This window comes from Selenomonas sp. oral taxon 126 (assembly GCF_001683335.1).
Taxonomy (GTDB): domain Bacteria; phylum Bacillota; class Negativicutes; order Selenomonadales; family Selenomonadaceae; genus Centipeda.
Genome location: NZ_CP016201.1, coordinates 19,203 through 45,409 on the forward strand (window position 1 = coordinate 19,203; position 26,207 = coordinate 45,409).

17 protein-coding genes and 2 pseudogenes are annotated in these 26,207 nt (G+C 59.7%); all 19 read right to left on the reverse strand.

Going from position 1 to position 26,207, the window contains the following annotated elements:
- Positions 1-568, reverse strand: a pseudogene (locus AXF19_RS14815) (translation initiation factor IF-2); the annotation flags it as partial.
- Entirely contained in the window at positions 568-900 is a 333-nt protein-coding gene (locus AXF19_RS00090; RefSeq protein ID WP_066843388.1) for a L7Ae/L30e/S12e/Gadd45 family ribosomal protein, read from the reverse strand. The pseudogene AXF19_RS14815 and the gene AXF19_RS00090, both read right to left, overlap by 1 nt.
- Positions 897-1,175, reverse strand: a complete 279-nt coding sequence (rnpM, locus tag AXF19_RS00095) for an RNase P modulator RnpM (RefSeq protein WP_066843391.1) — start codon at positions 1,173-1,175, stop codon at positions 897-899. The genes AXF19_RS00090 and rnpM overlap by 4 nt, the downstream gene beginning before the upstream one ends.
- Entirely contained in the window at positions 1,176-2,303 is a 1,128-nt protein-coding gene (gene nusA / locus AXF19_RS00100) for a transcription termination factor NusA (RefSeq protein ID WP_066843394.1), read from the reverse strand.
- 13 nt (positions 2,304-2,316) lie between these two features.
- Entirely contained in the window at positions 2,317-2,766 is a 450-nt protein-coding gene (gene rimP, locus AXF19_RS00105; RefSeq protein WP_066843397.1) for a ribosome maturation factor RimP, read from the reverse strand.
- Positions 2,767-2,902: 136 nt separating this feature from the next.
- Positions 2,903-3,274 carry a peptidase M48 gene (locus AXF19_RS00110; protein ID WP_066843400.1) on the reverse strand — a complete coding sequence of 124 codons (372 nt, stop codon included), beginning with the start codon at positions 3,272-3,274 and terminating at the stop codon, positions 2,903-2,905.
- Between the two features lie 13 nt (positions 3,275-3,287).
- The gene (locus AXF19_RS00115; protein ID WP_066843402.1) at positions 3,288-4,838 is read right to left on the reverse strand and encodes a hypothetical protein; all 1,551 of its coding nucleotides are present in this window, start codon (positions 4,836-4,838) and stop codon (positions 3,288-3,290) included.
- Positions 4,839-5,387: 549 nt separating this feature from the next.
- A complete protein-coding gene (gene dnaJ, locus AXF19_RS00120; protein WP_066843405.1) occupies positions 5,388-6,539 on the reverse strand; it encodes a molecular chaperone DnaJ in 1,152 nt (383 codons plus the stop codon).
- Positions 6,540-6,548: 9 nt separating this feature from the next.
- The gene (dnaK, locus tag AXF19_RS00125) at positions 6,549-8,408 is read right to left on the reverse strand and encodes a molecular chaperone DnaK (protein ID WP_066843408.1); all 1,860 of its coding nucleotides are present in this window, start codon (positions 8,406-8,408) and stop codon (positions 6,549-6,551) included.
- A 36-nt stretch (positions 8,409-8,444) separates the two neighbouring features.
- The gene (grpE, locus tag AXF19_RS00130; protein WP_066843411.1) at positions 8,445-9,017 is read right to left on the reverse strand and encodes a nucleotide exchange factor GrpE; all 573 of its coding nucleotides are present in this window, start codon (positions 9,015-9,017) and stop codon (positions 8,445-8,447) included.
- Entirely contained in the window at positions 9,011-10,045 is a 1,035-nt protein-coding gene (gene hrcA / locus AXF19_RS00135; RefSeq protein WP_066843414.1) for a heat-inducible transcriptional repressor HrcA, read from the reverse strand. Before hrcA ends, grpE begins: the two co-directional genes overlap by 7 nt.
- Before the next feature lie 305 nt (positions 10,046-10,350).
- Positions 10,351-20,925 (reverse strand): two-partner secretion domain-containing protein, encoded by a 10,575-nt coding sequence (locus AXF19_RS00140; protein ID WP_066843416.1) that lies wholly within the window; start codon positions 20,923-20,925, stop codon positions 10,351-10,353.
- 169 nt (positions 20,926-21,094) lie between these two features.
- A complete protein-coding gene (locus AXF19_RS00145; protein WP_442983805.1) occupies positions 21,095-22,714 on the reverse strand; it encodes a ShlB/FhaC/HecB family hemolysin secretion/activation protein in 1,620 nt (539 codons plus the stop codon).
- A 204-nt stretch (positions 22,715-22,918) separates the two neighbouring features.
- Positions 22,919-23,293: pseudogene (gene rplL / locus AXF19_RS00150) on the reverse strand (50S ribosomal protein L7/L12).
- A gap of 42 nt (positions 23,294-23,335) precedes the next feature.
- A complete protein-coding gene (gene rplJ, locus AXF19_RS00155; protein WP_066843420.1) occupies positions 23,336-23,872 on the reverse strand; it encodes a 50S ribosomal protein L10 in 537 nt (178 codons plus the stop codon).
- A 291-nt stretch (positions 23,873-24,163) separates the two neighbouring features.
- Positions 24,164-24,844 carry a 50S ribosomal protein L1 gene (rplA, locus tag AXF19_RS00160; RefSeq protein WP_066843422.1) on the reverse strand — a complete coding sequence of 227 codons (681 nt, stop codon included), beginning with the start codon at positions 24,842-24,844 and terminating at the stop codon, positions 24,164-24,166.
- A 50-nt stretch (positions 24,845-24,894) separates the two neighbouring features.
- Positions 24,895-25,320, reverse strand: coding sequence for a 50S ribosomal protein L11 (rplK, locus tag AXF19_RS00165; RefSeq protein WP_066843424.1), 426 nt, complete (start codon positions 25,318-25,320; stop codon positions 24,895-24,897).
- A 64-nt stretch (positions 25,321-25,384) separates the two neighbouring features.
- The gene (nusG, locus tag AXF19_RS00170) at positions 25,385-25,936 is read right to left on the reverse strand and encodes a transcription termination/antitermination protein NusG (protein WP_066843427.1); all 552 of its coding nucleotides are present in this window, start codon (positions 25,934-25,936) and stop codon (positions 25,385-25,387) included.
- A gap of 14 nt (positions 25,937-25,950) precedes the next feature.
- Positions 25,951-26,136 carry a preprotein translocase subunit SecE gene (secE, locus tag AXF19_RS00175; RefSeq protein ID WP_006307106.1) on the reverse strand — a complete coding sequence of 62 codons (186 nt, stop codon included), beginning with the start codon at positions 26,134-26,136 and terminating at the stop codon, positions 25,951-25,953.
- Positions 26,137-26,207 lie beyond the last annotated feature (71 nt).

Sequence of the window (26,207 nt, forward strand, 5' to 3'; positions counted from 1 at the left end):
GGAGCACCTGCGGCAGCAATCCCGCCGCAGGTGCTCCGGGGCGCGCGCCGCCGCGTCCGCCCGCAGGACGTGCGGGACGGTCGCCGGATCTCCCCGACGCATTGCCGGACGAACGCGGACGATCAGAGCTCTCCGAACGCGTCTTGGCAGGTGCCTGACGCACGATCACAATGCCGGGCGCCTTCGTGCGTGCACGCAGCACGGGCTTCTCCTCGGCTGCGGGCTGCTGCGGCGCCGGCTTCTCAGCAGCTGCCGGCGGAGCGCTCCGCTCCGCTGCGGGCTTTTCCGCTGCCGGCGCAGGAGCCGGTGCAGGACGCTTTTCCTTCTCTTTCTTTGCCGGACGCTCGGCGGCCTTCGGAGCGGGGGATTTGCTCTGCAGGGACTCCTTGCGTACGGGTTTTGCCGTGCGGCCGAGCTCAGCTTTGACCGCCGCACGCTCCTCTTCACCGACTGCGCTGAACTGGTTTCTTACCTTGTAGTTCTTGCTTTTCAGAATATCAATAATGGTATCTTTGTCCGTCTTGAATTCCTTTGCCAAATCGGTGATTCTGTATTTCGATTCTGACATCAATCCACCCCCGTCGGTATATCCTGCAAATAGGCGCTGAGCCTGTCCGCAAATCCTCTATCTATCAGCACAGCAACCGCACGATACTCCTTGCCGAGACAGTGCCCGAGCTGCTGCATGATCAGTAATTCCGCCGTCGGCACATTCAGCTGCGCCGCCATGCGGGTAAATTTCGCCTTGGTCTCCTCGGAGGCATCGGCTGCGAGCAGGAGGTATGTCCCCTGCTTTCGCTTCAGCGCCTCTTCCACAACGAACGCACCGGACAGGATGCGCCGCGCGCGTGCCGCCATGCTGAGGAGGTTCGTGATGCGCTGCTGCAAAGCCTCGTTCATGTTCCATCCTCCCCGTGCTGCACAATCTCCTCGAGTGCATCGTAGACGGCGGGAGCAACCCGCCCCTTGAACGACCACGAGAGACCGTTCTGTCTGCGCGCCTTGCGGAGGCATTCGGAGGAGGGACAGAGATACGCGCCGCGCCCGGGACTCTTGCCCGTCGGGTCGAGTGCGACCGTTCCGTCAGGACTCTTTACGATGCGCAGAAGTTCACGCTTCGGATGCAGCGTACGGCAGCCGACGCACAGCCGCTCGGGCTGTCTCGCCTCCGCCATTTATGCCTCCTCTGCGGCGGACTCCTCCGCAGCGGTATCTTCCGCCGCTTCCTCCGCCATCAGCTCCGCTGCCTGTGACTCGCTCTTGATATCGATCTTCCAGCCCGTCAGCTTTGCCGCGAGGCGGGCGTTCTGCCCCTCCTTGCCGATGGCAAGCGAGAGCTGGTAGTCGGGAACGATGACGCGCGAGACCTTCTCCGCCTCGTTGACGGCGACCGAGATCACCTTGGCCGGATTCAGAGAGTTCGCAATGTAGGTCGCGGGATCGTCGCTCCATTTCACAATGTCGATCTTCTCCCCCGCGAGCTCATCAACCACCGCCTGTACGCGCATGTAGTGCGGACCGACACAGGCGCCGATCGGGTCGACGCGCTCCTCGGACGAGTAGACGGCAACCTTCGAGCGGCTGCCCGCCTCGCGTGCAATCGACTTGATCTCGACCACGCCCTCCTGCATCTCAGGCACCTGCAGCTCGAAGAGCTTCTTGAGGAGTCCCGGGTGCGTGCGCGAGAGCATGATCTGCGGGCCGCGCGCCGTACTCTTCACCTCGATGATGTAGGCGCGCAGCGTGTCGCCGTAGTTGTACTCCTCCGTCGGCAGCTGCTCCGTCGCCATGAGCAGCGCCTCGGCACGCCCGATGTCGACGAATACGTTGCGCCCCTCAACGCGCTGGACGATGCCCGTGACGATATCCGAGGAGCGATCCTTGTACTCGTCATAGACATTGCTGCGCTCCGCCTCACGCAGGCGCTGCATGACGACCTGCTTCGCCGTCTGCGCCGCAATGCGGCCGAAGTTCGCAGGGGTCATCTCGATCTCGACCACATCTTCGATGTCGTAGTCAGGATTGATGGCACGCGCTTGTTCGAGGGAGATCTCCGTAATGTCGTTCTCAACCTCCTCGACAACCGTCTTGCGGGCAAAGACGTGGAATGCGCCCGTCTCACGCGACAGAGAGATACGGACGTTCTGCGCCGAGCTGAAATTGCGTCGATATGCCGAGATCAGCGCCAGCTCGATGGTCTCAAAGAGGCGCTCCTCGTCGATGCCCTTCTCGTACGCAAGCTCCTGCAAGGTTTGCAGGAACTCCTTTCCGCCGTTCTTCTCCTTTGTGCTTTTTCTTGCCAAAACCCAATCCTCCCTAAAAGTCGATATGCAGACGTATCTGTGAGACCTGCTCCATGGGGATCTGAATCCCGTCATCAAGAGTCAGCGTCTTGCCGTCGCAGTCTGTGAGTGCACCCGTCCACTGTTTCTTTCCGTCAAATGGCGCGTAGAGCGTCACATCGACCTGCTTGCCGCGCTCGCGCTCGAAATCGCGCGGCTTGCGCAGCACGCGGTCGAGCCCCGGCGAGGACACCTCCAAAATGTAGGCGTCGGGGATGAAGTCCTCGCGGTCAAGAATCTCCTCCAACCGCTCACTCAGCGCCTGGCAGTCGTCGATGTCGATGCCGCCCTCCTTGTCGATGTAGACACGCAGATAGTAGTCGCGCTCGCGCACGTACTCGACATCGACCAGCTCCAACTCCGGCACATCCGTCAGGAGACCGCGCACAATCTCCTCGACGCGCTCCTCGATCTTCGCGCTCATGCTCTCCCTCTTCTCATACGCAATGAAAGAGTGGGCTTCCACCCACTCTTTCCAGATTTCAAATGAATTTCTTGAAGTATAGCATAGGATAGGACTTTTGTAAAGCCCCGCCGTTCATTTTTGGCAATTTTCCGTCTCACCGTCCATACAGCCGCCGCATGACCCACGAAAGGATCCGTCCGCGTCCGACGAGGCTGATGATTGCGCCGAGCACGAAGACGCCGACGATGACCATGGCGATCGCGGGCAATGCCACGAAGATGAAGAGTGCAAGCAGCGTCCCGAGGCCGAGCGCCCAGAGGAGGCTCGTGAGGAAGGAACGCTGTGGCGCTGCGCCGCCAATACGGATATAGCGCACAGAACCGCGCGGTGCGCCTCCGTATGTCGAGCCGCCCCATGACTGCCCCGTCTCCTCATGCGGTTCTGCGCCGCTCTCCTCCAACGTCACGCCGCGATAGGCGGCATTTTCTTCACGGCTCATCGGCCGCACACGCGAATCCTGTTCCATAAAAGCCTCCCTTCTAGAAGCCCGCTTTTCCGTGAACAACGCTGTAGAGCATCGTCACAAAGCCTTCCTCCCCGAGATAGCGGGGATCGTAGGTCACACAACCGAGCGCCGCACGCATGCGCTCAAGCGCCGCACGCACCGTCTTCTGATCCGAGCCGACCACATGATAGAGCTCCGTGATCGGCGACAGGTCGATATCATTGATCTCCGCAAAGAGGAAGATCGTCGCCGTCAGCGTCTCCGCCGTCTGCGCACGCGCAAGGTCGGATTGCGCGTAGTCCAGAAACAGCTCGCACATAAGCACCTGTGAGTGACGGCTGAAACCGATCTTGTCCGCGATGATCTGAAGCGCACCGAGTTCCTCCGCGCACACACGCGGGTTGATCTTGCGGGGAATGGCAGCCGGCAGCAGACGGCGCGGCAGCACGTCGAGCTGCGCGAGCGTCGAGAGGACGTGGATCGTATGGCGCACGAGCGCCGCTTCGCGTTCGAGGAAATCGTCCATCGTCGCCTCGGGCGCCTGCATGCGGAATAGCTTATACTCGCGCTGAATCGTGTCGCCGATCCGCTTCTGCAGTCGCTTGCTCGCGGGGATTGCCGTGATGTAGTTGAGCATCATCATGCCCTCGTCGCAGATATGCCCGAAGAGGATGCTCTTCGAGAGCGTCCCCGGGATATCCGGATGCGGCAGGACGACCTCCTCGTCACGCAGGATATCGCGGCAGACGACGTGATCGTCGTACTCCTCCGTCACGGCGAGCACGGCAAAGCGCGCCGCCAGCAGGTCGCCGATGATCTGACGGTCATCGTAGCTGAGTTCATCCCACGTGCGATCACTATAGTGGGCAATCGGCGTCTCATCTGTGGCGATGAGATGATAGTCAAAGAAAAAATAATCCCAGAACCGCAGCCAGAAGGTTTCCTTCTCCTCCTCGCTCGCGTGTTCATACTCGTTCATATCGTAGAGACCGCCCGTGTAGATCGTCGCCGCACGGCCGATGTCGAGCTGATAGGCGGGCACGCGGAAATATTCGCCGATGCGGTGCAGGAGATCGTTGAGCTGAATGTTCAGCTCCTCCATCTCAATCCGCTCGTCCTCCTCAATGTCCTCGATCGTCAGCCCGTCGATCTCCTCCCACTCGACACGCTCGGGCAGACGGAACCGCCCCGTGATGTAGAACATCTCGAGATCGGCATCCAACTCGCCGATGTCGATGTCATAGTCACCCGTATCCTCGAGGTAGTTCAGAAAGGCGCGCATGCGCGCAAAGTAATCCTCGGCGTGACGCTTGAGCGGCCGCCGATCGATGTGAGCATCAGCGTAGCGGAAGAAGAGCGCGAGGTAGTCAATGCGGATGAAAAGCCGCGCAAGCGAATCATCGCGCCGCTGAATAACGGTGAGGAAATCCTCGATGCAGTACCAATCCGTACAGAGATCCTCATTGCTCCGCCCGCGCCACGCCGCCGCGCGAAGATAGCGCTCGATCAGCGTGCGGGCAACAAAGATATTCGCGCGTCCGTTCTGCGAATAAAAACGCTTGACTAACGTGTAGACATTTTCCATGAGCCCTCCCGCCGTCATGCGTCCCAACACAAAAAAATCAATTCCGTTTATCCTAACAAATGTCTGAACCAATGTCAATGCGCAAAAGGGACTGCTGCGAAACCATTTTGACTTGTGCAGCAGTCCCTGTTTATACGTTTGTCAGTATTACCCAGACGCTCAAAGCGCCCCTTCCACCGCTCACGCGGCCCCCCTCCCCCGTTGCGACGGGGGAGGCTTTGCATGACGGCATATTAGCTTCCCCCGTCCGAGACGGGGGAGCGGTCAACCTCTTCCAATCACACTTCGCCTTTCGGCTTGTGTTCTTGGGAGGTTTTCCCATACGACCTGTTACCCGCTCAGCTGCACCCTTCGGGCTTGCTTCTCGGACAGGTCAGTAAGTGGCGAGCCTTGGAGGCGGTCAACGTCAGCCGCTCGTCTGCGTCCTTCGGACTTGACTTGCGGGACGTTTTCGCATACGACCTGTTTTCCGCTCAGCTTCGCCCTACGGGGCTTGCTTCTCGGACAGGTCAGTAAGCCGATAGGGGCGCTCCAAGAAAGCTCCCTATCTCACGCAAACAGATCCTTGAACTTCTCGGTGAAGCTCTTCTGCTCGGGATTGACCGCATCCCCGCTGAGCGCGGCAAACTCCTTGAGGAGTTCCTTCTGCTTCGATGAGAGCTTCTGCGGCGTTGTGACCTTGACACGGATGTGCTCGTCGCCGCGTCCCGCGCCGCGCAGATTCGGAATGCCCTTGCCCTTGACGCGCAACACCGTGCCCGTCTGGATGCCCGCAGGCACCTTGAGATCGACCGCGCCGTCGAGCGTCGGCACCTGCACGGTACCGCCGAGCGACGCCTGCACGAACGTAATCGGGATCTCGATGAGAACATCGTTGCCGCGCCGCTGAAAGAGTTCATGCGGACGGATGAAAATGTATACATAGAGATCGCCGTTCGCCCCGCCGCGCACGCCCGCCTCGCCGCCGCCTGAGACGCGGACGCGCTGACCGTCGTCCACGCCGCGCGGAATGTTGACCTTGATCGTCTTCGTGACGCGCTTGCGTCCAGTACCGTGGCAGTCGCCGCACGGATTCTTGATGATCTTGCCCGTTCCGTGGCACTGGCTGCACGTGCGCGAGGTCATCATGCTGCCGAACATCGTCCGCTGCATGACCTGCTCCTGCCCTGACCCATGACAGGTCGAACAGGTCTCGGCGCTCGAGCCCTTTGCCGCACCCGAGCCGTCGCAGGTAGGACAGTTCTCCTCACGCGGGATGGAGAGCTCGACCTCCTTGCCAAATGCCGCCTCCTCGAACGAGATCTCGAGATCATAGCGCAGATCGGCACCGCGCTCGGGCCCCTGTCTGCGCGCACGGCGTCCGCCGCCGCCCATGCCGAACATGTCAAAGATGTCGTTCATATCAAAGCCGCCGAATCCGCCGGCACCGCCGAATGGGTTTCCCCCTCCGGCGCTGCCGCCGCGGCGCGGGTCGAAGGCATCGTGACCAAACTGATCGTACGCCGCCTTCTTCTGCGGATCCTTCAGCACATCGTACGCCTCGTTGAGCTCCTTGAATTTCTCCTCGGCGGTCTTCGGGTCGTCACGGTTGAGATCGGGATGGTATTTGCGCGCGAGTTTCTTATATGCTTTTTTGATCTCATCGTCCGAGGCACCCTTCTGGACGCCCAGGACTTCGTAGTAATCGCGTTTCTCGCTCACGATACCACCTTACTTCTTATCATCCTTGACTTCGGTGAACTCCGCATCGACGACATTGTCATCCTGCGATGCGCTCTGTGCGCCCGCATTTGCATCTGCGCCCGGCGCTGCGCCTGCGGCACCCGCCGCCTGCTGTGCCTGCTGATAGGCGGCAGAGGAAAGCTCGTAGAGGGGCTGACGTGCCTCTTCGGTCGCCGCCTTGATTGCCTCGATATCCGAGCCCTTGAGCGCTTCCTTCAGCTTGTCGACGGCTGCCTGCGTCTTGGAGACGAGCGCCTGATCTGCGTTCGCGCCGAGATCCTTGATCGCCTTCTCCGCCTGATAGACGAGGGAGTCGCCCGCATTGCGCGCATCGACGGCTTCCTTCTGCTTCTTGTCCTCGGCGGCGTGTGATTCCGCCTCTTTCACCATGCGCTCGATGTCCTCTTTGCTCATGCCGCTGTCGGACTGAATCGTAATCTTCTGCTCCTTGCCCGTGCCGAGATCCTTCGCCGACACGTTGACAATGCCGTTCGCGTCGATGTCGAACTTGACCTCGATCTGGGGCACGCCGCGCGGTGCGGGCGGGATGTCCGTGAGTTGGAAGCGGCCGAGCGTCTTGTTGTATGCCGCCATCTCGCGCTCGCCCTGCAGGACGTGGATCTCAACGCCCGGCTGATTGTCCGCCGCCGTCGAGAACACCTGACTCTTCGAGGTCGGGATGGTCGTATTGCGGTCGATGATCTTCGTGCAGACACCGCCGAGCGTCTCGATGCCGAGCGAGAGCGGGGTGACATCGAGGAGCAGCACGTCCTTGACCTCGCCGACGAGCACGCCGCCCTGGATCGCCGCGCCGATGGAGACGCACTCATCGGGGTTGACGCCCTTCGACGGCTCCTTGCCGAGGATCTTGCGGATGGCTTCCTGCACGGCGGGGATACGGGACGAACCGCCCACGAGGATGATCTTGTCAATCTCGCTGCCCGAAAGTCCCGCATCCTCCATCGCCTTGCGCGTCGGGATCATCGTGCGCTCCACGAGATCCGCCGTCAGCTCATCGAACTTTGCACGCGAGAGCGTGAGGTCGAGATGCTTCGGACCCGTTGCGTCTGCCGTGATGAACGGCAGGTTGATATTCGTCTGGCTCATGCTCGAAAGCTCGATCTTAGCCTTCTCCGCCGCCTCGATGAGACGCTGTGCGCTCATCTTGTCCTGCGAAAGGTCGATGCCGTTCTCCTTCTTGAACTGTTCGACCATCCAGTCCATGACCTTCTTGTCGAAGTCGTCGCCGCCGAGCACCGTATCGCCGTTCGTCGCCTTGACCTCGAACACGCCCTCGCTGAGCTCGAGAATGGAGACGTCGAACGTGCCGCCGCCAAGGTCGAACACGAGCACCGTCTCGTCCTGATCCTTGTCAAGACCATAGGCAAGCGCCGCCGCCGTCGGCTCGTTGATGATGCGCAGGACTTCGAGACCCGCAATCTTGCCGGCGTCCTTCGTCGCCTGACGCTGGCTGTCGTTGAAGTACGCAGGAACCGTGATGACCGCCTGCGTGACCGTCTCGCCGAGATACGCCTCTGCGTCGCTCTTGAGCTTCTGCAGGATCATTGCGGAGATCTCGGGCGGCGTATAGTTCTTGCCGTCGATCGTCACATGATAGTTTGCCTCGCCCATATGGCGCTTGATCGAGGAGATCGTGCGGTCGGGGTTCGAGACCGCCTGATTCTTCGCAAGGCGGCCGACAAGGCGCTGTCCGTCCTTCGTAAAGCCCACAACGGACGGGGTGATACGGCTGCCCTCCGGATTCGTGATAACGGTCGGCTCGCCGCCCTCCATCACGGACACAACAGAGTTCGTCGTTCCAAGATCAATACCAATTACTTTAGCCATTTTATATTCCTCCAAAATCTTATAGATGTTATTTGCTTAGTTACCTGCTACCTGCACCATGGCGGGGCGGATGACCCTGCCCTTTGCCTGGTAGCCCTTTTGCAGCACCTGCGTGATCGTGCCGTCCTCCACATCGGGATTCTCGACGCGCATGACCGCCTGATGGATGTTGGGGTCAAATGGTGCGCCCTCTGCCTCGATGTTTTCAAGCCCGTGCTTTTCCATCACCTCGCGCAGCTGCGTGAAGATCATCTCGACGCCCTTCTGGAACGCCTCCACATCCGACTGCTCCACCGCCATTGCCCGCTCGAAATTATCGAGGAGCGGCAGGAGATCCGTGAGGAGATTCTGCGTGATAACGGCTGCAAGCTCCTCCTTTTCCTTCGCCGTGCGGCGGCGGAAGTTTTCAAAATCCGCTTGGAGCCGCAGGATGCGGTCGCTCTTTTCCTGAAGCTGCGCCTCGAGTTCGGCCGTCTTGTCCTCCTCTGCGGGCACATCTTCCACGGTCACATCCGCAGGTTCAGCCGCCGTGTCAGTTACATCCTCCACGGGCTGCTCCTCTGCCGTCATCTCTTCCTTTTCCTGCAAGCCGTTCACCTCTCCTACCATTTCAGCTGATAGATCATCTCTGTTAGATTCGTGTTCACATAGTCGAGTATGCGCATCGCCTTCGCGTATTCCATGCGCGTCGGCCCGAGCACCGCAATCGTTCCGAGCAGCCTGCCGTCGACATGATAGGTCGCCGTGATGAAACTGCTGTCCCAGAACGTGCTGCTTTTGTTCTCGCGCCCGATTGTGACCTCAAGCCCCTCGCCCGCGTGCGTGTGGAGGATGTCCTTCACGAGATCCTCGCGCTCGAGAACGAGCAGCATCGCGCGGACGCGCTCGAGATCCTGAAACTCGGGATTGCCGAGCAGCTGTGCCGTACCGCCGAGGTAGAGGCGATCCTCCGAGCGCCCTTCGAGCGCCCTGTGCATGACCTCCACGGCGGCGACGAAGATCGACTCATCGCCGATTGCATCGCGCACGCGCTTCATGTCTTTCTTCGTCACGGCACTGAGCGCCTTGCCCGAGAGCGTCGCATTGACCGCCCCCGCCATCCGCTGAAAATCCGCGAATGTCGCACCGTCGGGAATCTCAACGATGCGGTTCTCGACGAAGCCCGCGTCCGTCATGAGGACGGCAATCGCGTGACTTAGGTCGAGCGGCAGGAACTGCAGCATGCGGAACGTCGACTGCGCCGCCTGCGGTGCGAGCACGAGCGAAACATTGTGCGTCACATCCGCAATCAGACGCGCCGTCTCCTGAAACACCTCGTCGAGGCGCCGCACACGCCTGTGATACCAGTCGTGAATCTTCTTCTTCTCGGCATCTGTCACGGGTGCGACGGGCTGAAGCCCATCGACGTAGAAGCGGTACCCCTTCGATGAGGGGATGCGCCCGGCGGATGTGTGGGGATGCTCGAGGTAGCCGAGCATCTCGAGATCCGCCATCTCGTTCCGAATGGTCGCGGGGCTGATGCCGAGATTGTATTTCTGCGCGAGTGTCCGCGATCCGACAGGCTCTGCCGATGCGATATAGTCATCGACGACCGCCCACAGGATTTGACTCTTGCGCGCGTCCAGATCGTCCGACATTCACCCCTCTCCTTTCAGTATCTGTTAGCACTCTCCAAAACTGAGTGCTAATCAAAATCTATACTGAATATACACGGTAAAAAGCAAAAAGTCAAGAGCAAAATGACAAAAAGTCAAATGTTTTTTCACATGAAAAGCCTCCCACGCACTAGCGAGGGAGGCTTTGGCACTACGGCATATTAGCTTCCCCCGTCAAAACGGGGGAAGTGGCGAACGCAGTGAGCCGATAGGGGCGCCCCTTCCACCATGCTGCGCATGGTTCCCCTCCCCCGTTGTGACGGGGGAGGCTTTTGGATAACGGCATATTACTCTTCACTCTGCCCGTCAAGCACCTTGAAGATATAGACGGCGCGAATCTCCACGGGTGTCACACCGAGATCCTCGATTGCCGTGAGCAGCCCCGAGGCGAGCACGGCGCGTTCCGCCTTGCGGTCTTTGCTCGTAACAATCGAGAGTGCCGGATCATCCTGCGGATAGAGCGTCACAATCCCGTTGCCAAACGTCACCTCAAAGGAGCCGTCCGCCGTCTGATAGAGGAAGCGAAGTGCCTGCTCGGACGTATTGCGAATCTCCTTCGGATCGGGAATGTCAACCTTCTTCGAGGCAGGCTTGATCGCCAGCTTCTCCGGCGAGTAGTTGACGGTATAGATGCCGTCGAGGTCACGCGCATTGCCATCCGTAAAGAGAACAGGGATTGCCTCAGACGTATTGTTTGCCGGATTCTCAGGGTGGAAGCCACGAGTACCGCGTGTCTTGCCGAGGTCAAATCCGAATGTGCCGTCCGACTCCGTGACGAAACTGTGTGCCTCGGACGCTTTGCCGCTCGATACAACAACGCGGTTCGTCCAATGCGTGGATGTTTGCTCCTGCGGCATCTGAATCGTGACGCCGTCAGCGAATGAGCGATCCGGCTTCGCCGTCGTAGAGGCAGCGGGCTGTGCTGCTGCACTTGAGCCACTCCCTGCTGAGGACGTACCGTTATCGCCTACACCCCCCATGCCATTGGCACTACCTGAGCCGCCTGCACTTCCCGCGTCACCGATACCCCCCGTACGTCCTGCGTTTCCGCCATGCGTTCCGGCAGAGCCATTGCTCGCACCGCCCGTGCTGATGCCCGTACCGCCGCCGATGGTGTTGCCGCTGCCCGGAATACGGTTTGCCGCCGTGCCGATCAGGCCTGCGGTCACCTGTGTGACAGTGCCCGTGCTCGTTGTCACGGCTCTTCCCTCGGGCGTGCTCATGTCGAAGCCGCGCATTGCGATCGTCAGATCACCCGGAGCATAGTGGAAATCGTAATTGGAGAACAGTGTCGTTCCCGTATAACCTGCAACAACAGAACCGGGATCGACATGGATCACGCCCCGATAGATGCCGCCGCGTGTGGTCGCGTTCATACCCGCATCATAGTGCGATGTGATGCCGCTGATGTCGTCGCCCGCGAGCAGACCGCGCTGCGATGTGTGGTCACCACGCTCGATCATGTATGCGGTTATGACGGGATTCGGTGCACCATAGTCACGGGAGGCACTGCCCGCCGTGATAAGCACCTCGCGCGGAGTGATGATAAACCTGCCGTCTGCGTAGTGAATATTGTAATTGGCATCCGTGCCGTGCGCAAACTGCGCCGCAGAGGAACGTGTCCAAAGCCCCGTAGTACCTGCGTTGGTCGTAACCGTTGCGGTCGGGTCGATTGTCTCCGTAACGGAAGAAACCACATCACCGTTGACAAGTCCGCTTACTGCATCTGTCGGACGCACGTTGACGAGACGCGTGCCGTTCACATAGCCTGCGGTGCTGTTGTCCGCACCGTAGGCACGCTGCTTATCGCCCGCCGTGATGTAGAGATCACGCTTCGTGATGGCAAACCCACCGTCGACATAGGTGATGTTGTAGTTCGACGCCTTGCGATTGCCTGCGAGGCGTGCATTTGCAATCTGCGTCTTGAGTCCCGCCGTGCCGGCGTTCGTCGTAACGAGGGCATCCGTCGATTCATCGACGTCGGCGATGGCATCGCCGTTCACGAGCCCCGTCGTCGCCGTCGCCCCGTCGGCGCGGAACTTCGATGTGCCGCCCGTGTAGACAGCAGTCGAGTTCTCCGTGCCGTAGATGCGCGTCTTGCTGCCCGCACGGAGCGTAAGATCACGCGGCGTGATGGCAAAGCTGCCGTCCTCATAGGAGATGTCATAGTTGTTGACATTACCCGTGCCGAAGACAGCATTTGCAATCTTCGTCTTGAGACCCGGCGTGCCTGCGTCCGTCGTGACGGTCGCACGCGCATCAATCGTCTCCGTGACGGTCGAAACCGTATCGCCGTTGACGAGGTTCGTGCCCGCCTTGATGCGGAAGAGATTCGTGCCGCCCACATAGTTTGCGGTGCTGTTCGCCGTGCCGTAGATGCGGCTCTTATCGCCCGCAAGGAGCGTCAGCGGCCGCTTCGTGATGTTGAAATGTCCGTCAACGTAGGTGATGTTGTAATTGTTTGCCGTGCCCGACGAGAAGTGCGCGGCGCTTGCCTTTGTCCAAAGACCTGCCGTACCGGCATTCGTCGTAACGGTTGCTGTCGGGTCGATCGTCTCTGTTACATCGTCAATCGCATCGCCGTTGACGAGTCCCGTCGTCGCGGTAGCCGTAGCGACGTTGACCTTCGACGTATTGTTAATATAGCCCGCCGTCGTATTCGCGTCACCATAGGCGCGGCTCTTGTCGCCCGCCGTGACGGTCAGCGCACGCTTCTTGATCGTGAGCGTGCCGGGATCGGACGTGATATGGTAGTCCGTCGCAAGGCTGCGGCTTCCCGTGGCGAGCGCCGCACCATTTAAGGTCATCGTGTAAGTGCCGACGCCCGTGCGCGCGGTGACGTCATTCGTGCCGTCCGTCGCCGTGACCGTGTACTTGGCGAAGCTGTCGCCCGCAAGGAGCGTGCCTGTGTGCGTCGTGCTCGACGTCATGGTCACGCTGTCGTTCGATGTGCCGTAAATGCGCTCGCCGCTCGGTGCGGTAAAGTGGATGTCGATCGGTTTGATCGTCAGCTTGCCCGGTACATACTTGAATTTATAATTGTTTGCCGCAAGCGTGCTGTTTTGAAGGTCAACACTGTACTCGCCCGCATGAATCGCGCCCTGTGCGTAGCCCGATGTCTTTGATGCGTCTGCAATCGGGGTATAGGAAACAGAACCCGAGAGCAGTCCCGGTGTCGCTTCCGTCTGGCTGTTCGCGAAGTTCGAGAATGTAACGCCCGCGTTGCCCGTATAGCTGTGCGGATTGCCATCGTAGTTTACGGTCGATGTCTTGCCCGTGACCGTGACGACGCGCGGCACGATGCGGTAGTCAACCGTGATCTTGTAGTTGAGGTCGTTATGTCCCTTGTAGGTGATCTTCTCATTAGCAATGGTCGAATCCGAGCCGTAGGTATGCGTTCCCGCACGTCTGGTGACATCGGTCATCGCATTCGTCACCGTACCGTCTGCCGTATTCACATCGGCATTGACATTTGTCAGCTTCGTCGTGCCGAAATTGTGCGTGCCCGAGTCAATCACATGGTCGCGGATATAGTCAACCTCCGTCTTGTCGAGCGCACGACGCTTGAGGTTGCCGTCGTCTTCGATATGGAAGCCCGCCGTCGAGTTGAAGAAGGCCGCGTTGTCATCGCCGTAGGCACGGGTCGAGTAGAGCTTGAGTTCAGGCTGGTACTTGTAGAACATGGCGTTCTTTCCCGCAGGAACGGGGAAGGAGCCGCGATTCGTATAGTCCACGCCATATTTACGGAACTCGAAGACAAGCCCGTCGATCTCATTCTCGACGGAGTCCTCCGTATGCACGACGTAGCGATGACCGGGCGCGGTCTGGATGGCGTTCGCGCCGCCCCTGTTCTTGAAGGCGCCGCCCTTCGCCTCGATGAGGACATCGGACGTGCCCGTGCCGACGATCTGCCCGCCGGGCGCGATCGTGACATTGCCACCGTTCTTATTCGTGATATTGATCGGATCGTTATTGCCCGTGATCTTGCCCGTGACGTTCGTTCCGCCCTTCGTCTCGACGGAAACGCCCGTCGCGGACGTGATATTGCCGAGGTTCTTGATCTCGTTCGGTCCCGTAAGGTTCACATTATGTGCGTCCACCTCAAGGGTTGGAACGGATTTCAGAACGCCCGTCGAGGTCACAGCGCCGTTTGTCTTGATGGAGACAGCATCGGCAAGCCCTTCGGGCAGATCGACGTTGCCGATCTTGACATTGCCCGCATTCGTGCCGCCGATGCGAATCTTGCGGAAGCCCTTGCCGTCGGAATTCTTCCGCAGGAGTCCCGTACCGCTGAAAATATCGGACGAAAGCGTAGGATCGGAGGCAGAGCCGCCCGCCCCCGGCGTGCCAAAATTGATGGTCTTGCCCGGCGTATAGGTGTCGAAGGAGACGTCGCCGTGCCCCGTGATCGTGCTGCCGTTCGCCGTGTTGAGTGTATCCGCATGGATAGCGACATTGCCGTCATGATCGCGGTCGGCGCCGTCTGCATTGATATGCGCATCGTCGAGATTGACCTCGCGGCTGGCAACGGTATAGTCCCTGCCGTGCGTCTTGATCGAACCGGAGAGATTGACGCCGCCCGTACCGCTCGTGATCGCCTGCTGAATGTTGACGGTAAACGGCATATCGATCGTGCCGCTCTGATAGAGCCTGCCGCCGCCTCCCTTGTCGCCAATGTTGATGATCTCATACTCCCAGAACTGACGGTTGTTTCCATTGAAATACTTGTCGAGCAGCGAAAGCTTCGCGGGATCGTTCACCGTGCCACCGAGCTTGATGTCGCGGTTGTGCGAGATCGGCAGGATATTGAGCGCCTTTTTGCCCTTCATCTTGCCGTTGAGGTCGATCGCGTCGGTCTTGAGCGTGAGTGCGCCCGTGCCCGTATCGACCTCGCTTCCCGCCGCCGTCGTCAGATTCTTTGACTCAAGTGCGAAATCGTTGCCGTTCGTCCGAATGTTCGCCGAGCCGTCGAGCGTCATACTGCCTGCCGTCTTGCCCGAGCGGATCGTCGTCGGGTCGACGAAGTTCAGCGTGCCGCCGACGTTCGTCGCGCCCGTCGCATCTTCTCTGCCGAGGTAGACGTGCTTGAAGCCGTCCTTGATCTTATTGCCACCGAAGAGATTCGTGGGCAGGGTCAGCCCTGTGCCGCCCGTCGTGCCGACGTTGAGATTTGTCGCCGCCGTTGCCTGCTGCACGGTGAGATTGCCCTTGCCCTCGACGCCTTCGGTGAAGGTCATGGCGTCCGCCGAAAGCACGACGTCGCCCGCCGTGCCGCCGGACTCACCAGCCTTGACACCCGTAATCGTGCGCGAGGGGACGGGAGCGCCCGCAGGCGTCGTGATCGCGCCGATGGTCAAGGCGTTCGACTTGACCTTGACGGAGAGCGCGTCGGCGGCGAGCGTGCCAATCTCGTTCGCCTGTTCGAGCGCGATGTTGCCGCCGACGGCGGCGAGCTTCGTCGCCTTGATCTTGCCCGCCGTCTGGTTCGCCGCCGTCTTGGCGTTGACAACGAGCGTCTTATCCGCCGCAAGCGTCATATCTCCTGCGAAGTTGATATTATCCGCTTGGAGCGTCACGTCCTTGCCGAGGGAAGAATTTTTCACATTGATCGTGCCCTGCGTGCCGTTGCCGATGGCGTAATGCGAAAAGTTCGGGCCGAATACCTGTGTGAACTTATTGTTCGTCAACTGCAGGTCGCCCATCGCACCGTCGCCAAGCCCGATGGTCTTCGAGCCGTTGTACGTGCCGATGCCGAGCGTGCCCGTGCCCGTGACGGACGGACTGCTCCCGTGCGCCGCGAGGTTCGCGATGCTGTTCGTATAGAGATTCAGTGTGCTGCCCTCGCCGATGTTCATGACGCCCGCACCGCCTGAGTTCTCAATCGCACCCGTCGTCAGCGTCACTTTGTAGTCCTTGCCAGAGCCGTCCGTGCCGACCTTGAGTCCGCCCGCGCCGATGACCGTCTTGCCCGTCTCCGCTGTCTTGACGACGACGCGGTTGTTCGCTTCAAGTCCGTCGATCGTGACCGTCTGGCTGCGGTTGTCGCCGAGAACCAATTCGCTGAAATCTTTGCCAAAGAGCTTGCCGTTGAGCTGGTCGCTCGTGACATGAAGCCCTGCGCCCGTCGAAACGTTGTTGAGCGTCAGATCGCCCGCCGTCTTGCGCGTGATGACGAGTCCGCTCTTGCCGACGATGTTCGTCGTGTTGTCGTCCGCCGCCGGCGTGACGATCTCGTCCGCATGTACGCGCAGGGCGCCGACCGTATCCGTGCCCGAGTCAAGCTGTGCCTTCGCATCAAGCTGCACCTTGTTGCCCGTGACATCGACCCAGACGGGTGTGGAGCCGGGAGCGACCTGCACCTTGGCATCCTCGTTCAGTACGACATCGCCGTTTCGTGCATTGAGCGTCGCCTGTGCATAGTTGCCCTCGACCTTCAGTGTAGCTCCCTGTTCGAGATGGATGTTGCCGCCCGTCTGGATATTGATTTCCGCGCCGGTTTCCTTGCTTGTGCCGTCCGAGCCTTTCACATGGACAGTCTTGCCCTGCTTGACGGTGAAGCCGCCCGTGATGACCGAGGCGGGATCATGCCCTGTCTGCGTCGGATCTGCACCGATCTTGAGCTTCGTACCCTTGCCCTCGATGGTGAGATTGTCGCGCACCTCGACGCCGAGCTTGCCCGCCGCATTGATGGACTTCTTGACCGAACCGCCGTAGAAGTAGACATGCTTCTCACCTGCGACATCGAAGCCCTTAAAGCCTTCGAGTGTTTCGTTAATTGTGCGGTAGGCGATGCGGTACTCTCCACCCGATGCGTGGGAAGCATTATCGCTGATAACGATGTCCTGTGACGCCGCTGCTCCCTTGATCGTGATCTTGCCGTCTGCCGCGCCCTTGACCTTGCCGTGTCCAAGGTCAAGTCCGCCCGAGAGGTTGAGGTCGAGATTCTTGACATCGAGTGTATCGGACGCCGTCGGCAGTTCTGCCGTATGCGCCTTGATTTTCATGTCGGAGCCGCCGTTTGCGCCCGCCTTCGTCGCGCCCGTCAGCGTGACTTTGCCCGTGGTCTCGATGTCCGAGGGCTTCTTGAACGTTGCGCCCTTGATATTGACATCGCCCGTCTGCGTCGCGCCGCCAATCTTGATCTCGCCATAATTCGCGTTGTTGATATTCCAGTCGTTCGCGCCCGTGCCGATGTCAATGGTCTGCGCCTTCGTCGCCTTTTCGAGCGTGAGCTTCTTGCCGACGTTGACCTTGTCCGTGCCGAGATCGAGATCGTCGGCTTCGATCTTCGTATCGCCCGTTGAATTCAGCTTGCCCTCGACCGTGAGCTTCTGCCCCGCCGCCATCTGGATGTCCGTCGATTTCGTCTTGAGGCCGTCGACGTTCTTCGCAGGATTTACCGTGCGGTCTTCGACGACGGCGACCTTCATGTGGGTGTTGTTCTTGAGCTTCAAACTGCCGTCCGACATATCGGCGGCAATATTCTTGATCGCATTCGGCTGCGTGCTGAGATCCATCGAGCCTTTGCCGAGGAGCAGCAGGTTGCCGACCGAAACGGGCGCACTCTGAGAAAGCCCGTCGCCGTCTGTCGTCCCCGGCGCATCGGCATGGAGCGCGAGCGTATCCGTCGGCGCACCGTTGACCGCGCCCGTGATATTGATTTTCCCCTGCGTCAGAATGCTCGTATACTTGGGCATATTGCCCGCTGAAATGGTGTCAATCGTCGCCGTTCCCGCGTTTGCCTTGTCTCCGATGGCGACATTGCGGAAGTTGCCCGCCTTGAGCTTGGCAAAACCGTCATCCGAAACGAGTGTGCTCGAGCCGCCGACCGTGAAGTTGCCCGCCGTCTTGGTCTTCAGCGCAAACGTACCCGCGCCGTTCGTATCGGCAAAGGTTGCGTTGTTCCAATTCGTGACAGCATCCGTCACCATCGTCATCGTACCTGTACCCGCCGCGAGATTCGCACCCGAAGCAAAGTCAATGGTATTTGCCTTGAACGTCGTGTCCTTTCCGCCTGCGTTCGTCATTGCGCCTGAGAATTTGATAGTCGCGCCCGATTCCACCGTCAGCGGCGCCTTGACGTCGGCTGTGCCGATCTCGACATTGCCTGTCGCGGCGCTGCCGATCTGGATTTCGCCCGTACCCGAGTTGATGAAGTTGAGATCGGGCAGTTCGAGATCAGCGGTACTCGAAGAGCCGACGGCGATCGTATTGCCCGCCGTCTTCGTCTCAACTGTGACCTTTCCGTTTGCACTCGAAAGAGTGCCCTGCGCTCCTGCGGGGAGCGTCAGCGCATCCGTCTTTACATTGATCGTGCCGCCTGCCGTGGAGACATTGCCGCCCGTGCCGAAGTTGACACTTGCCGCTTCGAGCGATGTCGCCGCCGCGCCCGTCGATTTGACCTCAGCGTTCGCATCGAGCTTGAGCGTGCCGCTCGCCTTGAGCTTCATCGCGCCCGCGCCGTTCGTGACACCATGCGTACCGACCGTGAGATCGCCCGTGACATCGATGTCCGCACCGTCCGCTGCCGTCGTCAAGCCCGTATCTTCACCGATTTTGAGATTCGTGCCGTTCTTGAAGGCCAGACCCTTCGCCGCGCCGTCGAGCTTTCCGACGGCATGCGTTCCCGTGAGGTTCACGGTCGCAGCCGCCGCATCGAGCACGAGCGCATCCGAAGTGATGACGCCCGCGCCCGTGATGGCATTCTTCGAACCAAGCGTCAGCGCATGACCTGCGGCGTTTACTGCGCCGCCGACGGTCAGCGTACCTGCACCCGAATCGATGGCGAGATCGCTGCCCGCCGTCACGCCACCGGCGTTGATGTTTGCCGCCTTGCTCGCGTCGCCGACCGTATTCTTCTTGAAGTTCCGAATCTTTCCCGTGCTCGTGAACGTATCGCCCGCGAGGTCAAGCCCGCCCGTACCCGTGCCAAAGTTGATGGTCTGCCCATCCGAAAGCGTCCAAACCTTCGCCGTGCCTGCGGGGTCGCCGTCGCCCGTGATCGTGCCCGAGAGGTCGAGGGAATCCGTGCGCATCTCGACCGAGCGCGTCGAGATGTTCCCGCCGAGGGCGATCCCCTTGCCGCCGCCCGTGGATTTGCCGACGAGCGTGACCTTGCCCGCGCCCGCCGTGATCGTCGTGCCCGCGAGCGAAACACCCGCCGCATTTGCCGTCGTACTGCCCGCGAGTTCTACATTGCCGCTCGCCGTGGTGCCGTCCGTCGTGTCAATCGTGACGCCGTTGAGTGTGATGCCCGCTTCGCCCGCACTCTGCGAGTTGGCAAAGCCGACGCCATCTTCGACAAGACCGCCGCCGATCTTGACATTGCCGCCGAGCGTCTTGATATTCTTTCCGGTCGCAACGCTGACACTGCCGCCCGCACGGTGGTTCGTATCGGAGGTGATGTCCACATTGAGCTTGCCCGCCGTCGACGTGATGTCAGCGTTGATGTTGACGCTGCCCGTCGCTTTCAAGGAAAGCGTCGCGTCGCCGCCCGTCGTCTTTGTGATGGCATCCGATACGGTGATGGAGTTGTCGTTCGGTCCCGTGAGGTTCGCCGTCTGAATGGTTACAGATGTGCCGCCGTTCAGCGAATTGGTGACGGTCTGTACGTCCGCCTGAGAGCCAGCTTCGGGATCGCCTGCCCCACGCGTCTTGACCTCAATATCACCGGGGTCGATCAGCCACTCGCCCGCCTTGCCCGCTTCGGACGAAGCGTTGACTGCGCCCGTGATCTGCACCTTCGCACCCGAGGTCTCGACCGCGCCGCCCGCGCCCGTGCCTTTGCCGCGTGCCGTGATCTCGCCCGCAAACTTCGTCCTGCCATCCGACCAGACGGCGACCGTGCCGCCCGCTGCGCCCGCTGCCGTCGCGTCCGCACGCACAGATGCGCCGCGCTCGATCGTGACATTCTGCGCGTGTGCGAGGTCGCCCGTGCCCTGCCAGCCACCGCCAATCTCAACCGTGCCGGCTTTCGCGCCGCTCACATCCGTCACACTGCCCGAAGCAAGGCGCACGTCATGCGCCGTCATGCGGATTGCGCCCGCCGCACCGTCGAGACTCGAAGCGCGCACGATGCCCTCCTGATTGACCGCCGAGCGCGTCAGCGCATCGCCCGTCGCTGCGGACATGAAAACGAGGCCTCCGTCTGCTTCGACGAGACCTTTGTTCGTAACCGCCTGTTCCATAGCAGCCTTCGTCGGGACGACCGAGACCTTGCCGTCGCCGTTGAAGTCGAGCGACACGGCTTCGCCCGCCGCGAGTACTGCCGCTCCCTTACGCGCAACAATAACGCCCTCGTTCACGACATCCTTGCCGAGCAGGGCGACCGTTCCCTCATTTTTCGCAATGAGAGAGGCGTGGTTGATGATTTTCCCATCGGACGGCGTGCCGACAAAGGCGTATTTACCCGCCATAAAGTCCGCATTCGTAATGTTCATCGTCGAGGCGAGAATCGAGCCCGCATCCACCTGTGCGCCGGGCGCAAAGAGTACACCCGCAGGGTTGACGAGGAAGACGCGCCCGTTCGCCGAGAGCGTGCCGAAGATCTCCGACGGATTGTTCCCGATCACGCGGTTCAACAGAGCTGCCTGGGCATTCGGCTGATAGATATTGACGCGCTCGCCCGCGCCGATGTTGAACGAGTTCCAGTTGATGACGGCATTCTGCGTTGCCTGATGAATCGCCATCTCCGCCTGCGATGCGGCAATGTCTGCCGCACCTGCCGCGACCTGTCCGCCCTGCGGCAGTGCCATCGCGTGATTCATGCCGCCCATCATCATTGCACCTGCCGCCAGGATGCCGATACCGCTGCGCAGACTGCGTCGCATCTGTCCACGCCGCTGCTTTCTCATCATGCTCATGGTCTATTCCCCTCAATCAATCATGTAACTGCTGCACAAAGCCTTTTTGACGCGTACAGCAACTCTTCGTTTGTGTTGTCCAGACGCTCAAAGCGCCCCTTCCACCGCTTACGCGGTCCCCCTCCCCCGCTCTGGCGGGGGAGGCTTTGCTATGCCGGTTCTTCGCCGTTCAGAAGAATTTATAAATCTGAAACCAGAAACGCCCGCTGCGATCCGTATCCGAAACGGCGTCCTCCGACCCAATTTTCCATGCATAGTACGCGCGTGCCACCCAGTTTGCCTGATTGCTCCAATTCACGCCCACACCCGCACCGTAAAGGCTGCGCCCTGCAACACCGGTGTAGCCCGGCAGCTTGTTGTGATAGAGATTCACATGACCGCCGTCTGCGAATGCAATCAGCTGCCATACATTTTCATCGCCCTCACGCGTCGGTAGATTCCAGCGCAGCTCCGATGTCCAACGCCAGCCGTCATCCCCCGATGCCTCGCCGACAGGATAGGCACGTACGCCGTTCGGTCCGCCGAGTGACATCTTCTCTGAGGAGTCCAGATTCTTCGATGCCCACTGCCGCTGATAGCTCAGATAGAGTGAGACGCGCTCACTGACGTGCTGCAGCCGCGTAAGCTCGAGATTCCACTTGCCGAACTGCCCCGCTGTCTGCGCCGTCGCAGCATCATACGTGCGCTGAATCTCGTCGTCAATGGAGAGATCCCCGTGCGTATAGTTCAACGCGAACGTATTTTTACCACCCGTCCAAAAGCGATCCAAGCTGTCGCCGTTCACACCAAACACCCAGTTGTGCGCGCTCTTCGGATTGCTGTACGCCATTCCCTTTGCCTCATCTTCGAGACTTTTGAGGTCGAGACGAACGGTTCCGTAGATGTTCACATCGCGGCTGCGCTTGAAATTGTGCTGCCAGTAGACGCTCAGCGTCTGTGCCGTTCCCGTGTAGTCGAGCGCGGAGAACGCGCCGCCAAGCGTGTAGTGCGAGCGTGCATAGCTCACGCCGACGCGCTCCCCCTGCTTTGCAATCGGTGTCGAGTAGGAGGCAGAGCCCGACCACATACCGCCGTTCGACATGATGCCGCCCACCGAGAGGAGATCTCCCTCACGCGCGGGGCTGGCATAGTTCACGAACGCGCTGTACTGGTAGCGTCCCGTATAGCGGTAGCCGCCGTTGTCGAAGCCGACATAACCCCACATACGGTGTCCCTTGTTCTTCACGTTCACGACGAGATCCGTTGTGCCCTGTCGGCTACCCGCCTTCAGCTGCGTATTCGCCTCGACGCGTGAGAGATCATTCGTCAGCCAGACGCCGCGATTGAGCGTACTTTTTTTCACAACCTCACCGGAAGAAATGCCGATCTCGCGTCGGATCGCCTCCTCCTTGAGATAGGACTCGTTGTTCACAATGATCTGATCGTAGTGTCCCGGTACAATGGTGAAGTTCACCACACCATCCTTGAAGTTCTGTGGTGCGAGGTAGGCAAAGGCAACAAAATATCCCTTTGAACGGAGGTATTTCGTAACCTCCTCTGCCTGCGCCTCGAGTTCCGTGAGTGTCGCATCCTTGTGCCTATGCGCTGCAAGCACATCCGCAAGCTCCGCCTCTGTCACGGGATTCTCCCCCGAGAACGTATAGCGCGCAACCCAAATGCTCTGCTCTGCGGTCACGATCGGCTCTGCGGCAAAGGCAGGAGATGCACAGACGGACATCGCCATACAGGAAACAAGAAAGAAGCGCGCCGTGTGTCCCCCGACACGCTGCACGCCTATACTCTTTCCCATCTTAATTTTTTTCATCCGTATATCTGCCTCCATGCATTCGAGTCAAATTCTTATCCTAGTACTATTATCGTTTATTTCATCTGTCATCTTAACATATATATGACTTTATTCCCAGATTTTAATTTTTCCTTTTAGTGAATCAGTGCAAATAAAAACCGCCTCCCCAGATGGGAAAGCGGTCTCTCAAACTCAGTTTCGTCTGAATTACTTCAGCTCGACCGTTGCGCCGGCCTCTTCGAGCTTGCCCTTGAGCTCCTCAGCCTCAGCCTTGCCGATGTTCTCCTTGACCGGCTTCGGTGCGCCGTCAACGAGTTCCTTCGCTTCCTTCAAGCCGAGACCCGTTGCCTCACGGACAGCCTTGATGACGTTGATCTTCTTGTCGCCTGCGGCCGTGAGAACGACCGTGAACTACGTCTTCTCCTCAGCAGCGCCGGCAGCAGGAGCAGCGCCGCCGACAGCAGCAACAGCAACCGGTGCAGCAGCGCTGACACCAAACTTCTCCTCCATAGCCTTGACGAGCTCGGAGAGTTCGAGAACGGTCATGTTCTCAATGGCTTCCAGAATCTGATCCTTGTTCATGATATACCTCCAAAAAATGTAATTTCTCTTTGTAATGTATCCTTATGCGGACGCCTTCTGCGCACGCACTGCATCAAGCACATAGACGGCATTGCGGATAACGCCCTGAAGCACGTTCACCGTGTTTGTGATCGGCGCATTCATGCTGCCCATGAGCTTTGCGATAAGCTCTTCGCGCGACGGGAGCGACGCAAGCGCCTGCACCTCGTTCGCCTCGATGACCTTGCCCTCGACGGTACCGACCTTGACGGACAGAATGCCCTTGTCGTCGAGCTTGTTCTTCTTGATGTAGTCGCAGATGACCTTCGCGGGTGCAACTGCATCCTCTGCCGAGAACGCAAACGCCGTCGTGCCCTCAAGATGCGGGTCGAGTCCCTCCAGTCCGAGTGCATCAGCCGCGCGGCGTACCATCGTGTTCTTCACAACGTGATAGGTAACGCCTGCTGCTCGCAGCTCGCGGCGCAGCTCCGTATCCTGTGCAACCGTGAGCCCTTTGTAGGTCGTAAAGACCGCGCCCTTCGCCGAGGCAAGCTGCTCTTTCAGCTTCTCAACAATTACTTCCTTTTTGTGGTCTGCCATGTAATCATTTCCCTCCCTTCTTGTCGCCGTTCATCTTGGCACGTCCTTCCGTTCTCGCTGCGTCAGAACATCCTCCACGCAGGACTTAACTGCGCGTCCGGTGTTCCTCCTTGCTCAAACAAAAATCCGCACCAATCTGGACGGCTCTTATTCTTTCGAATGAAAAATCTCCGGCTGCTACAACTGCCGGAGATGAATGTTCAAATTCACGTCCGGCCTCGGCAGGCGACAAAAGTCGTTAGATGCTTGCGCAAACCTGCTGTCTACAGCCCGGGGAAATTCCGTGTGCTCTTAGAGCGCAACGGGGACGGCAGGTCCCATCGTCGCCACAACGGTGATGGAGCGGATGTACTGCCCCTTTGCCGCCGCCGGCTTCACGCGGATGAGCGTGTCGATGACTGCCTGATAGTTCTCGCGGAGCTTGTCCGCGTCAAAGGAGGCCTTCCCAATGGGAACGTGGACGTTGCCCGCCTTGTCCGTGCGGTACTCCACCTGACCTGCCTTGATCTCGCCGATCGCCTTCTTCAGATCCATCGTGACCGTGCCGAGCTTCGGGTTCGGCATGAGTCCGCGAGGACCAAGCACCTTACCGAGGCGACCGACCGTGCCCATCATGTCGGGCGTAGCGACGGCGACATCGAAGTCGAGCCAGCCGCCCTGGATCTTCTGGACGATCTCGTCCGAGCCGACGAAGTCCGCACCAGCGGCCTCCGCCTCTGCAACCTTCTCGCCCTTTGCAAAGACGAGAACGCGCTGGGTCTTGCCCGTGCCGTTCGGCAGGACAAGCGCGCCGCGCACCTGCTGATCCGCATACTTCGGATCGACGCCGAGGCGCACGTGCAGCTCGATGGTCTCGTCGAATTTGGCAGTTGCCGTCTTCTTCACGAGTTCCATCGCTTCCTGCGAAGCGTAGAGCTTGCCGCTCTCGATGAGCTTCGCAGCGTCTTGGTATTTCTTACCAAACTTTGCCATTGTTTCTCCCTTCGTGGTCATAGCGGGCATATGCCCTTCCACTGCATAGATCAGTCGACGATCTCAATTCCCATGCTGCGGGCAGTGCCCTCAATCATGGAAGTCGCTGCCTCGATCGACGCAGCGTTCAGATCCGGCATCTTCGACTCGGCGATCTCACGCGCCTTCGAGCGCGGGAGCTTCGCGACCTTCGTCTTATTCGGCTCGCCCGATGCCTTCTCAATGCCCGCCGCCTTCTTCAGCAGAACTGCTGCCGGAGGGGTCTTCGTGATAAAGGTAAAGGAACGATCCTCAAAGACCGTGATCTCAACCGGGATAATCAGCCCCGCCTGCTTCGCCGTACGCTCGTTGAAGTCCTTGACGAACGCCATGATGTTCACGCCCGCCTGCCCAAGCGCAGGACCTACCGGAGGAGCCGGTGTCGCCTTGCCCGCAGGAACCTGCAGCTTTACGACACGCGCAACCTTCTTTGCCATCGACACATCACCTCCTTTCGGTGCATGTATTTCGGAAATACGGACAGCGCCGCATTCCTTCAAATCAAATCAGTTCGACCTGATCGATTTCCACATCGAGGGGTGTCCCCTCTACGTCGACCTGCACGCGCAACCCCGACGAGTCGATTGATGTGATCTTGCCCGCATAGTCCTCGAACGCGCCCGAGGCGATGCGTACGGTATCCCCGACGCTCACCTTCGTGCGGCGCTTCGGTGTACCGCCAACCGAACCCGAGAGGATGCGCTCCGCCTCCTCCGCCGTCAGCGGGATCGGATGCTTCTCCGAGCCGACAAAGCCCGTGACGCCCGTCGTATTGCGGACGACGTACCACGAGTGTTCATCGACGATCATGTCGACGAGCACATAGCCCGGGAACACCTTGCGCGGGACGACCTTTTCCTTGCCGTCCTTCATCTCAATCTCGTTCTCCACGGGGACAACGACATTGAAGATCATCTCGCTCATGCTCGCTGAGTGCATGAGGCGCTCGAGGTTCGCCTTGACCTTGTTCTCATAGCCCGAATAGGTGTGGATGACATACCATGCCCGGTGCGGGTTTGCCTGTCTGAGATAGAGTTCTTCCTTATCCGCCATGTCCCTCTCCCGGTCTAGTAATGCAGTATGACCTGAAACACACGTGCAAAAATCGTGTCACAGATCCAGATCAGCGCGCAGACGACAACGATGGCGATGCCGACGACACCCGTATAGGTGACGAGCTCCTTCTTCGTGGACCACGAGACCTTTTTCATCTCTGCGACGACTTCCCGCAGGAATTTGACTATTTTTCCCATGACAGAGGACGCTTACTTCGTCTCTTTGTGCGGCGTGTGCTTGCGGCAGAACTTGCAGTACTTGCTGAACT